The 19,824-nt window shown below is 54.4% G+C and carries 16 protein-coding genes; 7 read left to right on the top strand and 9 right to left on the bottom strand.

The annotated features are described in order from the left end of the window. Positions 1 to 60: 60 nt before the first annotated feature. Complete coding sequence (gene dkgA, locus J8X26_RS23120; RefSeq protein WP_152324042.1) at positions 61 to 885, bottom strand: 2,5-didehydrogluconate reductase DkgA; 825 nt, start codon at positions 883 to 885, stop codon at positions 61 to 63. Positions 886 to 1,020: 135 nt separating this feature from the next. Continuing rightward, complete coding sequence (locus tag J8X26_RS23115; RefSeq protein ID WP_152324041.1) at positions 1,021 to 2,061, bottom strand: NAD(P)-dependent alcohol dehydrogenase; 1,041 nt, start codon at positions 2,059 to 2,061, stop codon at positions 1,021 to 1,023. Between the two features lie 294 nt (positions 2,062 to 2,355). Here J8X26_RS23115 and J8X26_RS23110 point away from each other — a divergent pair, with 294 nt between their 5' ends. Further along, on the top strand, positions 2,356 to 3,291 hold the full coding sequence (locus J8X26_RS23110; protein ID WP_152324040.1) for an AraC family transcriptional regulator: 936 nt from the start codon (positions 2,356 to 2,358) through the stop codon (positions 3,289 to 3,291). A 9-nt stretch (positions 3,292 to 3,300) separates the two neighbouring features. On the opposite strand, the gene J8X26_RS23105 is transcribed toward J8X26_RS23110, so the two are convergent. From J8X26_RS23105 to J8X26_RS23085, 5 genes are all read right to left on the bottom strand, one after another. Next, complete coding sequence (locus tag J8X26_RS23105; RefSeq protein WP_101078434.1) at positions 3,301 to 3,960, bottom strand: DedA family protein; 660 nt, start codon at positions 3,958 to 3,960, stop codon at positions 3,301 to 3,303. Positions 3,961 to 4,175: 215 nt separating this feature from the next. Next, positions 4,176 to 5,369, bottom strand: a complete 1,194-nt coding sequence (gene metC / locus J8X26_RS23100; RefSeq protein WP_208952050.1) for a cystathionine beta-lyase — start codon at positions 5,367 to 5,369, stop codon at positions 4,176 to 4,178. Between the two features lie 176 nt (positions 5,370 to 5,545). Further along, complete coding sequence (locus tag J8X26_RS23095) at positions 5,546 to 6,838, bottom strand: TRAP transporter large permease (RefSeq protein ID WP_208952049.1); 1,293 nt, start codon at positions 6,836 to 6,838, stop codon at positions 5,546 to 5,548. Between the two features lie 12 nt (positions 6,839 to 6,850). Beyond that, positions 6,851 to 7,363, bottom strand: coding sequence for a TRAP transporter small permease (locus J8X26_RS23090; protein ID WP_152324037.1), 513 nt, complete (start codon positions 7,361 to 7,363; stop codon positions 6,851 to 6,853). 57 nt (positions 7,364 to 7,420) lie between these two features. Then, complete coding sequence (locus J8X26_RS23085; RefSeq protein WP_165061501.1) at positions 7,421 to 8,398, bottom strand: TRAP transporter substrate-binding protein; 978 nt, start codon at positions 8,396 to 8,398, stop codon at positions 7,421 to 7,423. Between the two features lie 520 nt (positions 8,399 to 8,918). On the opposite strand from J8X26_RS23085, the gene exbB reads away from it, so the two are divergent. Both exbB and exbD read left to right on the top strand, forming a co-directional pair. Further along, positions 8,919 to 9,845, top strand: coding sequence for a tol-pal system-associated acyl-CoA thioesterase (exbB, locus tag J8X26_RS23080; protein ID WP_206739003.1), 927 nt, complete (start codon positions 8,919 to 8,921; stop codon positions 9,843 to 9,845). A gap of 9 nt (positions 9,846 to 9,854) precedes the next feature. Continuing rightward, a complete protein-coding gene (gene exbD, locus J8X26_RS23075) occupies positions 9,855 to 10,286 on the top strand; it encodes a TonB system transport protein ExbD (protein ID WP_152324034.1) in 432 nt (143 codons plus the stop codon). Positions 10,287 to 10,362: 76 nt separating this feature from the next. Here the strand turns inward: exbD and garD are convergent, their stop codons facing one another. Then, complete coding sequence (gene garD / locus J8X26_RS23070) at positions 10,363 to 11,934, bottom strand: galactarate dehydratase (RefSeq protein ID WP_208952048.1); 1,572 nt, start codon at positions 11,932 to 11,934, stop codon at positions 10,363 to 10,365. 652 nt (positions 11,935 to 12,586) lie between these two features. Between garD and garL the strand changes: the two genes are divergently transcribed. From garL to J8X26_RS23050, 4 genes are all read left to right on the top strand, one after another. After that, the gene (garL, locus tag J8X26_RS23065) at positions 12,587 to 13,357 is read left to right on the top strand and encodes a 2-dehydro-3-deoxyglucarate aldolase (RefSeq protein WP_152324032.1); all 771 of its coding nucleotides are present in this window, start codon (positions 12,587 to 12,589) and stop codon (positions 13,355 to 13,357) included. Positions 13,358 to 13,394: 37 nt separating this feature from the next. Further along, positions 13,395 to 14,279 (top strand): 2-hydroxy-3-oxopropionate reductase, encoded by an 885-nt coding sequence (gene garR, locus J8X26_RS23060; protein ID WP_152324031.1) that lies wholly within the window; start codon positions 13,395 to 13,397, stop codon positions 14,277 to 14,279. Between the two features lie 120 nt (positions 14,280 to 14,399). Continuing rightward, positions 14,400 to 15,539, top strand: coding sequence for a glycerate kinase (locus tag J8X26_RS23055; RefSeq protein WP_152324030.1), 1,140 nt, complete (start codon positions 14,400 to 14,402; stop codon positions 15,537 to 15,539). A 117-nt stretch (positions 15,540 to 15,656) separates the two neighbouring features. After that, the gene (locus J8X26_RS23050) at positions 15,657 to 16,964 is read left to right on the top strand and encodes an amino acid deaminase (protein ID WP_208952047.1); all 1,308 of its coding nucleotides are present in this window, start codon (positions 15,657 to 15,659) and stop codon (positions 16,962 to 16,964) included. A gap of 58 nt (positions 16,965 to 17,022) precedes the next feature. Here J8X26_RS23050 and barA read toward each other — a convergent pair whose 3' ends face one another. Then, positions 17,023 to 19,773 (bottom strand): two-component sensor histidine kinase BarA, encoded by a 2,751-nt coding sequence (barA, locus tag J8X26_RS23045; RefSeq protein WP_208952046.1) that lies wholly within the window; start codon positions 19,771 to 19,773, stop codon positions 17,023 to 17,025. Positions 19,774 to 19,824: the final 51 nt, after the last annotated feature.

The raw sequence follows: 19,824 nt of genomic DNA, 5'->3' as shown, positions 1-19,824 counted from the left end.
CGCCTACGAAAAAAAAAAAACCCCGCCACTGGCGGGTTTTCTTTTGATGCTGCGGGGAAATTACAGGTCTTTCGCCGGATCCGGCCCCAGACGCTGTTCTTTATCCAGCTTGGTGACTTCCGCCAGTTCTTCTTTCTCCAGCTTGAAATCAAATACGTCGAAGTTTTCGCGGATACGTTTTGGCGTCACGGATTTCGGGATAACAATCAGCCCGTTGTCCAGATGCCAGCGGATGACAATCTGCGCCGGCGTTTTGTTGTATTTCTCAGCCAGTTTCTGAATCAGAGGCTGATCAAACACACCTTCGCCGCCCTGTGCCAGCGGGCTCCAGGATTCGGTGGCGATAGTGTGCGTGGCGTTCCAGGCGTGCAGCTGACGCTGTTGCATCAGCGGGTGCAGCTCAATCTGGTTCACCACCGGGAAAATACCGGTTTCATCTTTCAGTTTCTGCAAATGCTCCAGCGGGAAATTACAGACGCCGACGCTTTTCGCCAGCCCTTGTTCTTTCAGTTTCAGCAGCGCTTTCCACGCATCGACATAATGGCCCTGCGCTGGCTGCGGCCAGTGGATCAGATACAAATCGACGTAATCAGTTCTCAGCTTTTTAAGGCTGGTTTCCAGCGCCTGTGGGGCGTTTAACTGATCGTCATTCCACAGTTTGGTGGTAATAAACAGCTCTTCGCGGGGAACGAGATTGGCGGCAATCGCTTCGCCGACGCCTTCCTCATTTTTGTAGATAGCGGCCGTATCGATATGACGATAGCCGGTTTCAATGGCCGTTTTCACCGCGCTGGTGGCTTCCTGATTACTGGCTTTCCATACGCCAAGTCCTAACTGAGGCATTAGGTTGCCATCGTGAAGTTTAATGATGGGTTGCGTTGCCATGAGGTTCTCCTTTCAGGGCAGAGTGCCCGCCGCAAAGCACGGGCACAGAGTAGTGAAGGCTTCAGCCTGACGTTAAGTCTAGTTAACGAAACGTCATCTTGCTGAGCAGGCTACTTATTTTATTGCGAACGCTTGTTACGCGTTCATATCCAGAACGACGCGGTAACGCGCTTTTCCTTCGTGCAGATGTTCAACCGCATCGTTAATTTTGCTCAGCGGGAAGTGCTCAACCTGCGGGGTGATTTCGTGACGGGCACAGAACGCCAGCATGTCGGCCAGACGCGAAGGTGAACCGGTCGGTGAACCAGAAACCTCAGCCTGTTTGCTGATAAGCGCCATCACATGCAAAGGAACGGCTTCCGGTACGACGCCCACAAAGTGCAACCGGCCTTTCGGTGCCAGCGTGCCGATAAAGGCATCCCAGTCCAGTGAGGCGTTGGCCGTCACCATGATGAAATCCAGTTCACCGGCGATTTTTTTCAGTTCATCGCTGTCGCGGGTGGCGACCACGCGGTGTGCGCCGAGTGACAGAGCTTCATCACGTTTTGCCAGAGACGAGGTAAACGCCGTGACTTCGCAGCCCCACGCATTCAGGAAGCGCAGCGCCATGTGGCCTAAACCGCCGATACCGACGACGCCCACGCGGTGCGTTGGCAGAACGCCAAACTGCAACAGCGGGTTAAACACGGTGATGCCGCCGCAGAACAGCGGGCCCGCGCTGGTAACGTCTACGCCTTCCGGAAGCGGGATCGCCCACGCCCAGTGACTGCGTATGCGATCCGCGAAGCCGCCGTGATGACCGATAATCGTGGCTTCAACATCGTGGCAAAGATGCTGGTCGCCGGACATACAAGGGTGGCAGTGCATACAGCTGCCACGGTTCCAGCCCACGCCCACAATCTGGCCAACTTTAAGCCCTTTGTTGCGCGCATGGTCGCCGATTTTGACAATTTTACCGACCACTTCATGGCCCGGCACGAACGGATATTGGGTGATGCCCCAGTCGTTATTGAGCATTGAGAGATCGGAGTGGCAGACGCCGCAGTAATCAATGGCGACTTCAATTTCTTCGTCACCGATTGGGCCGGCGTCGAATTGGAAAGCTTCAAGAGGCTGATTCGGACCGGCAGCGGCCCAGGCGTTAAACGTATTTTCGGCAGCGGTAGGTGCAGACATAATTCTCTCCTGACATTGAATTTTTGAAAATTAGGGAGTTATTGAGAAATCGGGCCGGTGACAAAACGTTAGTCACGAACAGCGTATGAAAGGTACGTTCATACAGACTAGCAGTTCACTGCATTTGTGCAGGAAGATGCGACTGCGGAAAGAGGGATTAACTGTAAGAGAAAATCGCCGCAAGGAAGATGCACATTTCTGCCAGAGTCTTGCCTGATCCTGCAAGTCTCTGTAGAAAATGAAACGCCTGTGGCAAAATCGATGCCAGTTTATCGTCTATCCGGAGCAGGAATAATGGAAAATGTGGACAGCTTGTGCGCCCGTCTGGCGGCGCGAGTGGCGCATCTTAGCGGGAATAAAAACCTCAGTCCGTCGGCAGTGCCACAGGTTACGCTGATGCACACCACACGTTACCATCCGCGCCAGCCGGTTTTGTACAATCCTGGCGTAGTGATCCTCTTTCAGGGCCGTAAAGTCGGTTATCTGGGCAAGAAAACCTTCTCCTACGATCCGCATAATTATCTGATGCTGACCGTTCCCCTGCCGTTCGAATGTGAAACGTTCAGCAGCCCCGAAGAACCGATGGCCGGGATCCAGATCAGCATTGATACGCTGATGTTGCAGGATTTGCTGATGGACATGGGGGATGAAACCGTGGCACGTCAGAAAGATTCTTCAACCGGTATCAATTCAGGCGTTCTGGACGATGATATTTTATGCGCGACCGAACGCCTGCTGAGCGTTCTGGATAAACCGCTTCACGCCCGCGTGCTGGGGCCGAAGATCATCCGCGAAATCCTGTTCTTTATCCTGACCAGTGAAAACGGCGGCGCACTTCAGGCGCTGGTTAACCGCCACACGCACTTTAGCCAGATTGCCAAATCCCTGCGTCGCATCGAAGCGCAATATGCGGATAACCTCAGCGTGGAAGCGCTGGCGAGCGAGGTGAACATGAGTATTTCGGCATTTCACCACAACTTCAAAGCGGTAACGAGCACGTCGCCTTTGCAGTATCTGAAAACCTACCGGCTGCACAAAGCGCGAATGCTGATGATTTATGACGGCGTGAAAGCCAGCGTGGCGGCGTTGCAGGTGGGATATGAAAGCGCATCGCAGTTCAGCCGCGAGTTTAAGCGCTATTTTGGGGTGACGCCGAGCGATGAAATGGCCCGCCTGCGCGAAGGCAGTTCGGGCGTTTTAGCACTGGCGGATGTGGCCTTTAAAGCGTGATTTGCGTGCTCAAAAACGGCATTTACGTTTTTTCCACACCACCAGCAATCCACCGGCAAGCCCGATAACCAGCAGCAGAACCGGTAAAATCATCAGACCCGCCATGACCTGATCCTCATGGCGCTTCACTACCGGAATGTGGCTCAGCGCGAAGCCCAGCGAAATCACCACCCCTACCCACAAAATCGCGCTCAGCCAGTTAAAGAACTGGAAGCGCGCATTGTTCAGGCCGGAAATACCGGCAATGGTCGGTAACAGCGTGCGGACAAACGCCAGAAAACGGCCAACCAGCAGCGCCGTCAGCCCGTGACGGGTGAACATCTGGTGCGCGCGCTGATGATAATGTGCGGGAAGCTGTAGCAGCCAGCCTTTGACCATCTTCGTGTGTCCGAGCCAGCGCCCCTGAATATAGCTCAGCCAGCAGCCGAGACTGGCGGCGGTCACAAGAATAATCATCGTTGGAATGAAGCTCATCACACCTTTGGCGATGAGCGCACCGGTCAGCAGCAGAAGGCTGTCGCCCGGCAGGAAAGAAGCGGGAAGAAGTCCGTTTTCAAGAAACAGCGTCGTGAACAGTACAGCGTAGATAACCCAGAGAAGATTCGGGTCGGCGAGCATACTGAAATCATGCCGCCAGAGTGCATGAAAAATGTCGCAAATAACTGCCATATTCTGTCCTGTTGCTAATCATTAAAAACTGTCACTTGCCAGTGTACCAAGGATCCCTTGTCCGTATGTTGATCTGAGGCGGCTGTAAAAAGACAGAACACTCCGGCGATAGTTCACCGGAGCTATAGGTAGAGCTTACAGATTATTCTCATTTTGCGAATGAAAATCCGACAGATACCTTACCGATCTGCGCGGTGTGTCGCAATCTCTCCCGCTCAGGCCGCCGCAATTCTTTCAAATGCGGCAGAAAGGTCGGCAATCAGGTCATCGCTATTTTCCAGCCCGATGTGAAGACGCACCAGCGTACCGGTAAAATCAACGGTTTCTGCCGGACGGATCGCCTGAATTTCTTCCGGCTGATTGGCCAGAACCAGCGATTCAAAACCGCCCCAGGAATACGCCATGCTGAAATGTTCGAAGTGATCGAGATAGTCGGAAAGCTGCTGTTTGCTCAGGCGCTGCTTGAGGATGAACGAGAACAAACCACAGCTGCCGGTGAAATCGCGCTTCCAGAATTCGTGGCCTTTGCTGCCCGGTAACGCCGGATGGTTTACGGTTTCCACTTCCGGACGTTCCGCCAGCCATTGCGCGATACGGATGCTGCTTTCTTCATGCTGTTTCAGCCGCACGCCCATCGTCCGCAGTCCGCGGCTGGCAACGTACGCGGTGTCGGCGTCAACCATTTGCCCCATCAGATAAGAGTGCTCGCGCAACTGTTCCCAGCAACGTTCGTTGGATACCGCCGTACCAATCATGGCGTCGGAATGGCCGACGATATATTTGGTCCCGGCCTGAATGGAAATATCGATATCAAATTCCAGCGCCTTGAACAGAATGCCCGCCGCCCAGGTGTTGTCGATCATAATCACCACGTCCGGAGATACGGCGCGCACGGCTTTCACCATCGCCGGGATATCCGGCACTTCCATGGTGATCGATCCCGGTGATTCGAGGAAAACGACTTTGGTGTTGGGCTGCATCAGCGAACCTAACTCCGCGCCAATGTCAGCACGGAAATAGGTGGTGGAGACGCCGAGTTTTTTCAGCACTTTTTCGCAGAAATCTTGTGTGGGTTCGTAAGCGGAACCCGCCACCAGAATATGGTCGCCGGTGCCCACAAACGACAACACCGCATTGCTGACCGCCGCCGCGCCGCACGGATAAAGCGCGCAACCCGCGCCGCCTTCCAGCTCAACCATCGCCTGTTGCAGGGAGAAATGCGTCAGGGTGCCGCGGCGTCCGTAAAACAGCTCGCCGTTGGCGCGGTTGGCGGTGGCGTGTTTTTTGTCGGCCACGGTTTCAAATACCAGTGATGACGCACGCTGGATAACCGCATTCACTGAGCCTTGCGTAAACTTCTTGTCCCTTCCGGCGCTGACCAGCGCGGTTTCAATTTTTTTAGACGACATAATCCGTATTTCACCCTGTTTGTAGCGCGGCACACTGTGGCATCCGCTGATATGCAATTAACTTAACATGATGAATTTCAGGGATCAGGCTTTTGGCGGGTGGATGAGAAAATTTCAGCAACACGGTCAAAAAAAGCCCGTCTTCACGACGGGCAAGGGAGAAACGCGGGCTGGCGTCAGCCGGTATAAACGCCGAAAAGTTTGGGCAGGAACAGCGAAATGGTCGGGATATACGTCACCAGCATCAGCACCACAAACAGCACGCAGTAGAACGGCAACATGGCTTTCACCACTTTTTCGATGCTCTGTTTACTCACTGCACTGGCGACAAAGAGCACCGAACCGACCGGCGGAGTGATCAGCCCGATCCCCAGATTCACCAGCATGATCATGCCGAAATGCACCGGATCAATGCCGAGTGATAAGACCACGGGCAACAGGACAGGTGTGAGGATCAGAATGATCGGTGCCATGTCCATGAGTGTGCCGATCAGCAGAAGCATGATGTTGATCCACATGAGGATCACGTATTTATTGTCGGAAATGGAGGTGAAGAATTCAGTGATGCGCATCGGCAGCTGCATGTAGGTCATGACTGCGCCAAAGCTGGCGGCAAAGCCAATCAGAATCATCACGATGCTGACGGTTTTGACCGTGCGGTACATCAGTTTCGGCAGTTCGCTCCATTTATAATCGCGGTAGATAAACATAGTGACGAAGAACGACCATAAACAGGCGATGGCTGCGGATTCCGTTGCGGTAAATATCCCGCTGAGAATACCGCCCATGATGATGACCACCGTCATCAGCCCCCACAGTGTGTCGATAAAAATCTTCAGTGCCTGACGGAACGGCACCCGTTCGCCTTTCGGATAACCGCGTTTGTGCGCGAATAATACGCACATCACCATCAGCGTCAGGCTGAGCAGCAAACCGGGCAGAATACCGGCGATAAACAGCGCGGCAATTGAAACGGTGCCGCCGGTGGCCAGTGAGTAAATCACCGAGTTATGGCTGGGCGGCGTCAGAATCGCCTGCACCGAACCACTGGCTGTGACGGCGGCGGCGAAATCGCGCGGATACCCTTTTTTCTCCATCTCCGGGATCATCACCGAACCAATTGATGCAGTATCCGCCACCGAAGAGCCGGAAATCGCCCCGAAAAATGTCGATGCCACGATGTTCACCAGCGACAGACCGCCGCGGATAAATCCGACAAAAATATATGCAAAACTCACCAGCCTGCGGGCAATGCCGCCTTCGGCCATAATCGCACCCGCCAGAATAAAGAACGGGATCGCCAGCAGCGAAAACTTGTTCACGCCGTTAGTCAGCTGAATCATCAGCGCTTCAAACGGCAGATCAATCCACCACGCGCCGGCCAGCGCGCTAAGTCCGACGGCGTACGCTACCGGTACGCCAATCGCCAGCATCGCCGCCAGCGTTAACAACAAGATTAATGCATCCATATCAGACTCCGGTCAGGCGTCAGAATTGCCCAGCATCACGACAGGCCGCTGGTGCTGCGGTCCGGCAATGATCTGCTCAATGATGAATAACAGCGTCAGCGCAGAACCTACCGGCAACGGCAGATAGGTTTGTCCGGCAGTCAGCAGCGGGAACTCCGCGACCGGCTGCTGCCAGAGTTCACTGCACAATTGCAGGCTGTACCAGAAAATAAACACGCTGATCGCCAGCATCATCAGGTCAGCCAGCAAGGCAGAGAATTTTTTCATCGCAGGCGGCAGACGGTCGGTGACCATGGCGACGACAATGTGCGAACCCGCGCGGTAGCTGACGGCGGCACCGATAAAGGTGAATGTCACCATGCACATAATCGCGATGGGTTCAGGCCAGGAGAGGGCGCTGTTCAGGACGTAGCGGGCGAAAATACCGATGGGAATGACCGCCACCATCAGCAATAAAGCCAGCCCGGCCAGCCACATTGCGCCACGATAAAAAATGTCCATCAGGGTGTGATAACCGGAAACCATAAGTTCCTCCGCTGAAGTGTCGGGAAAGAGGCAGCGGACGCTGCCCGGTTCAACGAATTACTGAACGTCAGCGATTTGCTGCATCAGTTCCTGATGGTCTTTACCGAATTCATCGCGCACGGATTGCGTGGCTTTCACGTAGGTCGCCGGATCGATATCCTGGAATTTCACGCCGCCCGCTTTCATCGTCGCCAGCGCTTTCTCGTTATAGGCTTTCCACAGCTCGCGCTGCTCGTCCTGCGCCTCTTTGGCCAGTTTGAGGATCAACTGCTGGTCTTCGGGTTTCAGCTTGTCCCACTTCACTTTTGAATACAGGAACAGCTCCGGAATGATGAAGTGGCGGCTGTAGGTGTAGTTTTTCACCACCGGCAGATAGTTGTGCGCGACAAATGTTGGCGGGTTATTTTCCGTGCCATCGATAACCCCGGTTTGCATCCCGCTGAACACCTCACTGACGCCCATCGCCACCGGGTTTGCGCCCATGGCTTTCAGCGTCGCCAGCGCAATCGGGCTGCCCTGAACGCGGATTTTCATGCCGTGCAAATCTTCCGGTTTCACCACCGGTTCTTTAGTGATCAGGTTACGTGTTCCGCCGTCCATCCAGCCGAGAAATACCAGACGCGAGTTGGGATTGCTGGTGATCTTGTCGCCGATTGATTTCCCAATCTGGCCGTCCAGCACCTTATGCATGTGGTCTTCATCGCGGAAAATATACGGGAGGGTGAATACGTTGATTTCAGGGAGAATCGAGGCAACCGGCGTCATGGATACGCGGATAATATCCAGAGCGCCCAGTTGTGCCTGCTCGATTTCCTGTTTTTCATCGCCGAGCACACCGCCGGGGAACGTTTTGATTTCCAGGCGTCCGTCGGTTTGTTGTTGCAGCTTTTCGCCCATGTGCTGAACGGCGACCACATTGGGATAGCCCTGCGGATGCACATCGGCGGCTTTCAGCGTTTGCGCGGCAAGAGCAGGGGGAAATAACAGGGTGGCGGAACTCAGGCAAAGGCTGAGAAGTGCTTTCTGCATTTTCATCAGTTTGTCTCCAGGGTACTCGGTAAGGGAAAGAAAATGAGAGCAAGCGTCGATCAGGGCGAACGGAAGAACCGGCCTGTTCATTATGAAAAAGGTCTAAATAAGCTTTTAAATTATATGGATACAAGACGTGCCGGTGTGCGGTCTTCGCCTGTGCAAGCACCTTATCCTATTTTGTGTTGTGCGGTATTTGAGCGTTATCACAAACTCATAACAAATGTAAAAAGGTGTTACTTAATATTTAAAACGTTGTTTTGCCTTTAGCAATGAAAGTCAGATGATTGATTTACCATGTGATTTTTGCAGGAAATGTGATGAAGGTGGAATTGTTCATCCTTTATGCAAACCCGAGAAACCTTGTCATCTGTCAATGACACGCGGGCCGCGAGGCGCGACAATGTAAATAATAATGAGAACGACTATCAATTAGGGCTTTTTCTTTGATATCATTCGGCGTTATTCATTCCTTCTACACACTGATTCTGGCTGGAGGCGACGCGTGAAAACGGCTCGCAATAAGATGAAAGAGGCGACTTCACTACTGATGTCGTTAATGTTGGTTGCTGGCTTAAGCGGCAACGCGATGGCCGCACCTGCGACGCCTGCGGCACAAGCCGTGACTTCTGCGGCGGCTCAACCTGCAACGGCTGACACCCCGGCACCGGCTTCAGCTGATGCGACCCCTGCTCCGTTAATGCAACCTGCGCCGACCGAAGCGACGCCTGTCATTCCTACCGATTTGTCTGTATTAGGCATGTATCACCACGCTGACGTGGTGGTGAAAACTGTGATGATTGGCCTGCTGCTGGCTTCCGTCGTCACCTGGGCGCTGCTGTTTAGCAAAGGCGCTGAAGTCTTCAGCGGTAAACGGCGCATGCGTCGCGAATTCGATGCGTTGTCTTCCGTGCGTACGCTGGATGAAGCCGCTGAGCAGGCCGAAAGCTTTGCCGCCAGCAGCATCAGCGCGCAGATGATTCGCGATGCGCAGAACGAACTGGAGTTGTCTGCCGGTTCCACCGACAACAACGGTATTAAAGAACGTACCGGTTTCCGCCTTGAGCGCCGCGTCAGCGCCGCTGGCCGTTACATGGGGCGTGGCAACGGCATACTGGCGACCATCGGGGCAATTTCTCCGTTCGTCGGCCTGTTCGGTACAGTCTGGGGCATCATGAACAGCTTCATTGGTATCGCGCAAACGCAGACCACCAACCTTGCGGTCGTCGCACCGGGTATCGCTGAAGCCTTGCTGGCAACGGCTGTCGGCCTGATTGCTGCGATCCCGGCCGTGGTTATCTACAACATTTTCGCCCGTACCATTACCTCTTACCGCCATCAGGTAGGCGATGTGGCGGCGCAGATTATTCTGTTGCAGGGTCGTGATTTGGATCTGGCTGCCAGCGAAGGCGATGCGCCACGCGGTCAGACAGGCCAGTTACGCGTAGGATAAGAACAGATTATGGCTATTCGGTTAAACGACGATATCGACGAAAGCGGTGAAATGCATGACATCAACGTCACGCCTTTTATCGACGTCATGCTGGTGTTACTGATTATCTTCATGGTGGCAGCGCCGCTGGCTACCGTCGATGTGCGGGTAGACTTACCGGCCTCGACGGCAAAAGCGCAGCCGCGTCCTGAGAAGCCGATCTTCCTGACGGTGAAATCTGACAAGCAGCTGTTCCTCGGCGATAACCCGGTAAACAGCGACAACCTGACCGCGATGCTTGACCAGCGCACGCAGGGTAACAAGCAGAGTACGATTTTCTTCCGTGCGGATAAGACCGTGGATTACGAAACGCTGATGAGCGTGATGGATAACTTGCGTAAAGCCGGTTATCTGAAAGTCGGTCTGGTCGGTGCAGAACAGACCGGTGCTGCGGTGAAATAAATCCTGACGCCCCAGACGCACAAAAACAGAAAAGGCCAGCATTTGCTGGCCTTTTGCTTTCCTGAAACACTAAAACTCAGGTCACCGGCGCCGGGTTAAACACCGCCAGCGCATTGTGGATGCCCCAGGTGTCTGACCAGGTTTTCTTACGGCCGCTGGCGATATCCAGAATAAAGCGGAACAACTCCCAGCCGACGTCTTCGATAGTCGCATCACCGGTTGCGATCGTGCCTGCGTTGATGTCCATCAGGTCATGCCAGCGGTTTGCCAGCGTGGTGCGCGTCGCCATCTTAATGACCGGAACTGCCAGCAGGCCGTAGGGCGTACCGCGGCCGGTGGTGAACACCTGCACGGTAATGCCTGACGCCAGTTGCTGCGTCCCGCAGACAAAATCGCTGGCAGGCGTGGCGGCGTAGATCAAACCTTTTTTCGTCGGACGCTGTCCGGGTGACAGAACTTCCGAGATAGCACTGGTGCCGGATTTGGCAATCGAGCCGAGCGCTTTTTCGACCACGTTCGCCAGACCGCCTTTTTTGTTGCCCGGCGACGGGTTGGCGCTGCGATCGGTCTGGCCCATCGACAGGTAATTATCGTACCAGGCCATTTCTTCCAGCAGGCGTTTCCCGACATCCACGTCAGCCGCTCGCGGTGTCAGCAGATGGATGGCGTCGCGGACTTCGGTAACTTCGGAGAACATCACGGTCGCGCCGCAGCGCACCAGCAGGTCAGATGCAAAGCCGACTGCCGGGTTCGCCGTAACGCCCGAGAACGCGTCACTTCCGCCACATTGTGTGCCGACGACCAGATCCGACGCCGGGCAGGTTTCGCGCTGGCGGCTGTTCAGGCGCTGAAGATGGAACTGCGCGACGGTGAGAATATCGTCCACCATCGACTGAAAGCCGACGTGCTGTTCATCCTGCAAACGCACGATGTGGGTGTCATCGAGGGAAATCGCCTGCACGTCCGGCGTACCTTCCAGCAAACGTTCCGGCTGCAATTTCTCGCAACCCAGCCCGACGACCATCACTTCGCCGCCAAAATTCGGGTTCAGCGCCAGATTGTGGATAGTACGGATCGGCACAATGGCCGCGGGCGCGTTGATTGCCACGCCGCAACCGTAAAGGTGATTGAGTGCAACAACGCCGTCGACATTGGGGAATTTTGGCAATAAATCACGCTCGATGATTTTCACCACGTAATCCACAACGCCCGCCACGCAGTGAACGCTGGTGGTGATCCCCAGAAGGTTCTTCGTGCCTACGCTGCCGTCATCATTGCGATAACCTTCGAACGTATAACCTTCCAGCGGCGGCAACGGTTGCGGCACACGTGTCGCCAGCGGCAGGCTGTTGAGTTCCGGCGCAACCGGCAGCTCTACCAGGGATTCATCAATCCAGGCGCCTCGCGCGATATCCCGAACGGCATAACCAATGACTTCACCATAACGAATTATATCGCCGCCTTTCGCAATAGGGGTTAAAGCCACTTTGTGGCCTTGCGGGATATGCTCAATTAATTCCAGACCGTTAGAAAATCGGGTGCCGGCTTTTAAACCATTGTCATTAACAATAATAGCAACGTTATCGCTTTCATGAACCTTTATAAAAAGCGCTTCGGTAGCATGTTCTTTATCTTTATTACGTGACATAACTGTCTCCGCTTTATTAAATATCCTGAAAGAAGGCTTCAGGTAATTCTCTGAACGTTACGCTGACACTCTTGCTGTCCGTACGGAAGAGGGAGTTCATTATAAAGGACTGATGCCGGAAGCTCATTGTGCAACTGACCAGCTTTTTGCCCGCAGAGCGTTATTCTGTGGGGCAGGTGACAGATTAAATGTGATGAATATCACCCTTTGATTTGCAGGGATATCCGGTTTTCACAATCTGTGATTCTCCTCCCACGCTGATGTGTGTATGCAAAAGAATAGTCACAATAACATCGTGCATTCTTGTGCGATTGCACAGTGTTATTTTGAGCCCTGTTTTTTATACTGTATTGGCTCTCAGGAAGCATTTTGGAACACCCTGTGGGTTAATTTAACGCAAGGATAAATGCACGAAACGCGGGTTTTATATAAGTTTTTTTCGCAGGAAATAATAGAAAATAGAAAAATAAAACAGTATTCCAAAACTGAATTTTTTCCTGCGAAAAATTCTGCATAAATAGTGTGATGTGAAACATGAGAGTTCAGCTCCGGCCCGATGCTGCTGAACCTAAGCGTCTGAAACTCGAAAACAGTAAATTGCGATGGCGGGTTTTCCGGGCACTCCGGCTCCCGCTCCATAACGAGGTTAGAGATGAGTAATCAAATGATTCCAAACCGGTTCCGCCAGGACTTATTGCAAGGGAAAACCCTGATTGGCTGCTGGTCAGCGCTGTGCAATCCGATCTCCACAGAAGTGCTCGGTGTGGCGGGTTTTGACTGGCTGCTGCTTGATGGCGAACACGCGCCGAATGATGTCACGACGTTTGTTCCGCAGCTGATGGCGCTGAAAGGCAGCCGCAGTGCGCCGGTTGTGCGCCCGCAATTTAATGATCCGGTCGTCATCAAACGCCTGCTGGATATTGGTTTCTATAACTTCCTGATCCCGTTTGTTGAAACACAGGAACAGGCCGAACGCGCCGTGGCGTCTACCCGTTATCCGCCAGCGGGGATCCGCGGCGTTTCGGTTTCTCATCGCAGCAATATGTTCGGCACCGTGCCGGATTATTTCACCAGCATTAACGACAACATCGCGGTTATGGTGCAGATCGAAAGTCAGCAAGGCGTCGACAACCTTGATGCGATTGCGGCCGTTGACGGCATCGACGGCATCTTTGTCGGCCCGAGCGATCTGGCAGCGGCCATGGGACATCTCGGTAATGCCGGACACCCGGAAGTTCAGGCGGCAATCCGTCACATTTTTGAACGTGCAAAAGCACACGGCAAGGCCAGCGGCATTCTGGCACCGGTTGAAGCGGACGCACGTCGCTATCTGGACTGGGGCGCAACCTTTGTTGCCGTCGGTAGTGATTTAGGCGTTTTCCGCGCCGGTACTCAGGCGCTGTGCGATCGCTTTACCCAGTGAACCGGTCTCATCACATCAATATTAAGAGGATACCCGAATGAAAATTGGCTTTATTGGTTTAGGCATCATGGGCAAACCTATGAGCAAAAACCTGCTGAAAGCAGGTTATGAGGTTGTCGTGATGGACCGTAATCAGGACGCGGTCGGCGAAGTGGTGAAACTGGGCGCAACGTCCGCGGAAACACCGAAAGCGGTCGCTGCGCTCTCTGACGTCATCATCACCATGTTACCGAATTCACCGCAGGTCAAAGAAGTGGCGCTGGGCGAAAATGGCCTGATTGAAGGCGCGCGTCCGGGTACGATTTTCATCGACATGAGTTCTATCGCACCGCTGGCCAGCCGTGAAATCAGCCAGGCGCTGGCCGCGAAAGAAATCGCGATGCTCGATGCGCCGGTTTCCGGCGGCGAACCGAAAGCCATCGACGGCACCATGTCCGTCATGGTCGGCGGAGATAAAGCGGTCTTCGAAAAATGCTATGAAATCATGAAATCCATGGCCGGTTCCGTGGTGCATACCGGTGATATCGGCGCAGGAAACGTCACCAAACTGGCGAATCAGGTCATTGTGGCGCTGAACATTGCGGCGATGTCCGAAGCGCTGGTGCTGGCGACCAAAGCGGGCGTGGATCCTGATTTAGTTTTCCAGGCGATTCGCGGCGGTCTGGCGGGAAGTACAGTTCTGGAAGCAAAAGCGCCGATGGTGATGGATCGCAACTTCAAACCGGGATTCCGTATCGATTTGCATATCAAAGATTTAGCCAACGCGCTGGACACTTCTCACGGCGTCGGCGCGCAACTGCCTCTGACCTCGCTGGTCATGGAAATGATGCAGGCACTGAAAGCGGATGGTCACGGGCAATCTGACCATAGCGCCATTGCACGCTATTATGAAACCTTAGCGAAGGTTGAAGTTACCCGTTAGTCTGTGGTGGCAACGTGGCCTAAAATCGTCAAACAGGCCGCGTTTCCCTTCAGGCAGGATGCAAAACTGACAGGACGCTTTTCCACTTCGGCGCGTGCAGTTTATGAAGGTAATGACTTTATGAAAATAGTGATCGCACCGGATTCATACAAAGAAAGTTTGTCTGCTTTGGATGTGGCAAAGGCCATCGAGAGTGGTTTCCGTGAGATTTTCCCCGAGGCGGAGTATGTCAAACTGCCGGTTGCTGACGGTGGTGAAGGCACCGTCGAAGCGATGGTGGCGGCGACCGGAGGCCGCGTGGTTAAGGTGACCGTCACCGGGCCGCTGGGCACGCCACTTGAGGCTTTCTTCGGGCTCTCCGGGGATGAGAAAATCGCTTTCATTGAGATGGCGGCCGCCAGCGGGCTGGAAAGTGTGCCTGCGGCGCAGCGCAACCCCCTCAAAACCACCTCTTTCGGTACGGGCGAGCTGATCCATTCCGCGCTCGACCATGGCGTTAAACATTGCATTATTGGCATCGGCGGTAGCGCCACAAATGACGGCGGGGCAGGCATGATGCAGGCGCTGGGCGCAAAACTGCTGACCAAAGAAGGCAAGCAAATTGGTCAGGGTGGTGGCGAGCTGGAGAAACTGCACCATATCGACATCAGCGAACTGGATCCCAGAATTAAAAAATGCCGCTTTGAAGTGGCCTGTGATGTCACCAATCCGCTGACCGGAAAAGACGGCGCTTCTGCGATCTTCGGGCCGCAAAAAGGCGCGACGCCGGAAATGATCGAACAGCTCGATGGCTATCTGCATCATTATGCGCGGGTGATCAAAAAGGATCTGGGCATTGACGTTGAGCATGTTCCGGGTGCCGGCGCGGCAGGCGGAATGGGCGCGGCGTTGTTCGGATTCTGCCATGCTGAACTTCGTCAGGGTATTGAGATTGTCACGGACGCGCTGGGTCTTGATGCGCTGGTGAAAGACGCCACGCTGGTTATCACCGGCGAAGGGCGCATCGACAGCCAGAGCATCAACGGTAAAGTGCCGATTGGTGTCGCGCGGGTCGCCAAGCGTTATAACAAACCTGTCATTGGTATCGCAGGCAGCCTGACCAAAGATGTGGATGTCGTTTACAGCCACGGACTGGACGCCGTTTTCAGTGTGCTTTACAGCATTTGTACGCTGGATGATGCTCTGAAAAATGCCGCAGACAATCTGCGCAAGTCGGCACGTAATATTGCCGCCACCATTAAGTTATCGCAAAAACTCTGAGCTGAAACGGTCAGTATAAAAAACCGGTGTCCAGGCTCAGCCTGCGCCGGTTTTTGTATTTTATTTGCGGCGATTTTACGTTAGGTTTTAGAGACATTCGCCAATGAGAAAACACGCATGTCAGAGACTGATTTTTCGAAGCAGCCGTTAGAAACTCAAACCAAAGGATTAGGAACGCTGAAAGCCGGTGCGCTGACGGGCGATATCCGCGCGCAGGGCTGGAATATTCTCCGTGAAGACGTCAGCCTGCCGGTCGCCGTTCTGCTTGAAGAGAGAATCGAACACAATCTTTCCTGGATGCGTGAATTTATCCAGCGCTACCGGCTGAAACTGGCCCCGCACGGCAAAACGACCATGAGCCCTGAACTGTATCAGCTGCAAATGCAATACGGCGCGTGGGGCATCACGCTGGCAACCGCGCCGCAGGTGAACGTGGCATTTCAGCACGGCGTCCGCAAAGTGATTATGGCGAATCAGCTGGTCGGTAAAGGCAATATGGCGATGATCGCCGGACTGCTGCGCGAAGATCCTGATTTTGATTTCACCTGCATTGTGGATTCAGCCGAAAACGTGGAAACGCTCGGGCACTATTTTGCCGGCCAGCAGCTCAGATTGCGGATCATGTTTGAATACGGGATTGTGGGTGGCCGCACCGGGATCCGCACAGTTCAGCAGGAAGCCGACGTACTCGCCGCCGTGAAACGCTGGCCGCAATCGCTGGCGCTGGTGGGCGTCGAACTTTATGAAGGAGTCAGCAACGACGAAGCGGTGATCCGCACTTTTCTGCGTCATGTTCTGGCACGCACCGAAGTGTTGGCGCAGGCCGGGGAATTCGCTGAATCCACGGTGATTTTAACCGGTGCCGGTTCGGCCTGGTTTGACGTAGTGGCGGAAGAACTGACGCGGGAAGATCCGCATCTGGATGCGCAAAAGCGTTATACGCTGGATATCATTTTGCGTTCGGGTTGCTACGTGACGCATGACGTTGGTGCGTATCAGGCGGCGCTGGAACGTATGCAAACCAGCAATCCGGTGGCGCGTGAGATGAACAGCAGTTTACAACCCGCGTTGCAGGTCTGGGCGGCAGTGCAGTCTTTGCCGGAACCGGGCAGGGCGATTATCGCTTTAGGCAAGCGCGATGCGGGTTATGACGCCGGTTATCCGAAAGCCGCCGGGCATTTCCGTCCGCGCAGCGCCACGCAGGCTGGTTACACCACGGTGGTGCCTGCGCCTGAGGACTGGAAAGTTTACGCGATGATGGATCAGCATGCGTTTATGTCGGTCCCGGAAAATGCGGATCTGAAAGTCGGCGATATGCTGGTGTTTGATATCTGCCATCCGTGCCTGACGTTCGACAAATGGCGTCAGTTATTGCTGGTTAATGAACAATGGGATGTCACCGGCGCGGTGAAAACCTGGTTCTGATGCGCTGATTTGCAGAAACCAAAACGCCCGGCATGATCGGGCGTTTTATTTTGCGGTTTTACCTCGGCAAATATGCCACCGCAGCCTGTTTCACATTTTCGATTTCGTCGAGCAGCTCGAACCATTCCGGCTCCAGCGCATCGACGCTTACGCCCTGACGCAGTTGTTGTTCGATGTAGAAACAAAGCTGTTTCAGGCGCGGCACGCCGCTGTAGCTGCAACTGCCGTGCAGTTTATGGATAAGCGCCAGAATATCGTTATCCGGCTCGTTACGCGTGATGGCTTCCACCCGTTCGGCCACCTGCGGCAGGAACTCCACCAGCATTTGCAGTAAATCCTGCGCCAGCGCGACTTTATTGGCGGACTGGCTCAGCGCCAGCTGCCAGTCGAGCGTACTGATTGGCGCGAGTTTTTCTTCGGTTTGTAACGGCGAATTCAGCTGCGTCTGATGAGAATGATGACGCGACAGCACATTTTTCAGCATGCTTTCGTCGATGGGTTTCGCCAGATAATCATCCATGCCGAGTTTCAGCAGTTGTTCGCGCTCGCCGCTCAGCGAGTGCGCGGTGACCGCGACGACCGGCGTATTCGCGTGGCGCGCCATCTGGTGAATGATTTCGCTGGCGCGGATACCGTCGATATCCGGCATCTGAATATCCATCAAAATAATATCCAGATCGGTGTGACGCGCGACTTCAATCGCTTCCTCACCGCTGTGGCACAGCACGGTGGTTTCCACCAGTTCTTCGAGCAACGCGCCAATCAGTTTGAGGTTCGCCGGGTTATCGTCCACCGCCATCGCGGTCAGCGGCAGGCGCGAAGTCCGGCCTTCTTCGTTGTTAATCACCCGGACCGAGGTCTGCTGTTCTTTAAGCAACAAAGGCAGCAGGCGGATGCTGGACATCGGTTTGATCAGGCAAGCCTGCACGCCGCGTCGTTTCAGTTCTTCGGCATCGACCTGAAACTGGCTCGGCAACGCCAGCAGAAGGTGGCGCGTCATACTCAGCACTTTTTTCAGTTTGCCGTCGTAATCGGAGAGCGTCTGATCCGGTTTGACCGGAATGCTGCACAGCATCATGTCGTAATACGCATCCGGCAGCGACGCCAGCGTGGTGCGGTGGGTGATATCAAGCGGTGTGGCTTGCAGGATTTCCATCGTGGCTTTCGCCGCCGCCGGGTTGGCTTCGACGTAGGCCAGACGTTTGCCTTCAAGGCCGCTCATAGAAACCGGCGTCACGTGGCGGTTTTCATTGAGTTCCAGCGTGACGTGGAACCAGAACGTCGAACCGCGGTTGATCTGGCTGTAGAAGCTGATGTCGCCGCCCATTTCTTTGACCAGACGCTGAGTGATGACCAGCCCCAGACCGGTGCCGCCGTGACGGCGTGAAATGCTGGCATCTGCCTGACGGAAGGCCTGGAAAAGCTGCGACTGCTGGCGCTCGGAAATCCCGATGCCGGTATCGTGGATCTGCACTTCCAGTTCCACTTGCAAATTATTCTGCGAGCGCAATTCAACATTGATATCAATGTTGCCGCTTTCGGTGAATTTAATCGCATTTCCCAGCAGGTTAGTAACCACTTGCTGCATGCGCATCGGGTCGCCGAGAACGTTTTCCGGCACGTTGTTGTGGACGTTCAGCGTCAGCTCCAGCCCCTTATCATGCGCGGTGTGGGCGAGCAGGATCACCACTTCATCGAGCATTTCACGCAGGGCGAAGGGAATATGTTCGAGCACCAGCTTGCCGGCTTCCAGCTTCGAGAAGTCCAGGACGTCATTAATGATGGTCAGCAGGTGATTCGCGGAACGCTCGATGGTTTGCAGGTAATCCGCCTGCGTTGGCGAGAGCGGTGTTTTCAGCGTCTGACGGGTGAAGCCAATCACGCCGTTCAACGGCGTACGCAGCTCGTGGGACATATTGGCCAGGAATTCAGATTTAATACGCGCGGCTTCCTGCGCACGTTTTTTCGCGAGATCCAGCTCGACGTTCTGGATTTCCATCTGCTCAAGCGTTTCACGCAAATCTGACGTGGCCTGATCGATGTTCTGCTGCACTTCTTCGTGATACGCCGTCAGCGACATCGCCATCGAGTTGATGCCGTTTTTCAGCATGCTCAGCTCGCCCGGCATATTGCCTTCCACGCGGCTGTCGAGCTGGCCGCGGCGGATACGGTCAACCGTATTGACCATATTGCGTATGGGGCCGGTGACGTCGCGCATCAGGCGGTAAGCAAACAGGGTGGCGATCCCCAGACACAGCAACAGCAGCATGGTGGAAACGAACGCTTCCTGATATTGCGCAAGGCGCACGGAACGTAAATCCAGCTCAATGGCGATATAGCCTAGCATGTGTTCCTGAGACAACATGAACGCTTCATCATCCGTTTCCGTGTGGTTTTCGGCCTGAATCGGCGTGCGCAGGATTAACATATCGCCGGCGCGAACTTTGGTCAGGCTGCGCGGAATATCGTCGACACTTTTCACCTGTAACGGGCTGCCTTCGCGCAGCGAGTTGGAGGTAGCGAACAGTTTGTTGTCGCCGTCGAAAACGCTGATGCTGCGGACAATATCTGAGTGATTGCGGTGCAGGCGGCTGATCAGGCGCTTCACCGGTTCGCGTTCGCGGAACGTCATGCCGTATTCGCTCGCGACCGCCAGAGGTTCGATAATGCTAGCTCCGGCGTCTGTCAGCTGGTTCTGCAACTCGTTGTAGCGGTGCACCACAAAGAAAGTGCTGAGCAGCAAACCGATCATTAACGTCGGTGCCAGAATCAGGATCATCATCCGTGCGCGAAGGCTATATTTGGTCATGAGGTTCCAATGTGGGAGAATTACCTAAAGTAAGCTTAATAAACCAGCGTG

This window comes from Rahnella sp. ChDrAdgB13, assembly GCF_017655185.1.
GTDB classification, from domain to species: Bacteria; Pseudomonadota; Gammaproteobacteria; order Enterobacterales; family Enterobacteriaceae; genus Rahnella; species Rahnella contaminans.
This window is presented reverse-complemented; position numbering and strand designations above follow the sequence as displayed.

Coding starts and splice junctions, on each gene's coding strand:
- J8X26_RS23105 (WP_101078434.1), bottom strand. CDS start 3,960: ATGGCAGTTATTTGCGACATTTTTCATGCACTCTGGCGGCATGATTTC.
- metC (WP_208952050.1), bottom strand. CDS start 5,369: ATGTCGTCTAAAAAAATTGAAACCGCGCTGGTCAGCGCCGGAAGGGAC.
- garL (WP_152324032.1), top strand. CDS start 12,587: ATGAGTAATCAAATGATTCCAAACCGGTTCCGCCAGGACTTATTGCAA.
- dkgA (WP_152324042.1), bottom strand. CDS start 885: ATGGCAACGCAACCCATCATTAAACTTCACGATGGCAACCTAATGCCT.
- J8X26_RS23110 (WP_152324040.1), top strand. CDS start 2,356: ATGGAAAATGTGGACAGCTTGTGCGCCCGTCTGGCGGCGCGAGTGGCG.
- exbB (WP_206739003.1), top strand. CDS start 8,919: ATGAAAGAGGCGACTTCACTACTGATGTCGTTAATGTTGGTTGCTGGC.
- J8X26_RS23055 (WP_152324030.1), top strand. CDS start 14,400: ATGAAAATAGTGATCGCACCGGATTCATACAAAGAAAGTTTGTCTGCT.
- garR (WP_152324031.1), top strand. CDS start 13,395: ATGAAAATTGGCTTTATTGGTTTAGGCATCATGGGCAAACCTATGAGC.
- J8X26_RS23095 (WP_208952049.1), bottom strand. CDS start 6,838: ATGGATGCATTAATCTTGTTGTTAACGCTGGCGGCGATGCTGGCGATT.
- J8X26_RS23115 (WP_152324041.1), bottom strand. CDS start 2,061: ATGTCTGCACCTACCGCTGCCGAAAATACGTTTAACGCCTGGGCCGCT.
- J8X26_RS23050 (WP_208952047.1), top strand. CDS start 15,657: ATGTCAGAGACTGATTTTTCGAAGCAGCCGTTAGAAACTCAAACCAAA.
- J8X26_RS23085 (WP_165061501.1), bottom strand. CDS start 8,398: ATGAAAATGCAGAAAGCACTTCTCAGCCTTTGCCTGAGTTCCGCCACC.
- exbD (WP_152324034.1), top strand. CDS start 9,855: ATGGCTATTCGGTTAAACGACGATATCGACGAAAGCGGTGAAATGCAT.
- J8X26_RS23090 (WP_152324037.1), bottom strand. CDS start 7,363: ATGGTTTCCGGTTATCACACCCTGATGGACATTTTTTATCGTGGCGCA.
- barA (WP_208952046.1), bottom strand. CDS start 19,773: ATGACCAAATATAGCCTTCGCGCACGGATGATGATCCTGATTCTGGCA.
- garD (WP_208952048.1), bottom strand. CDS start 11,934: ATGTCACGTAATAAAGATAAAGAACATGCTACCGAAGCGCTTTTTATA.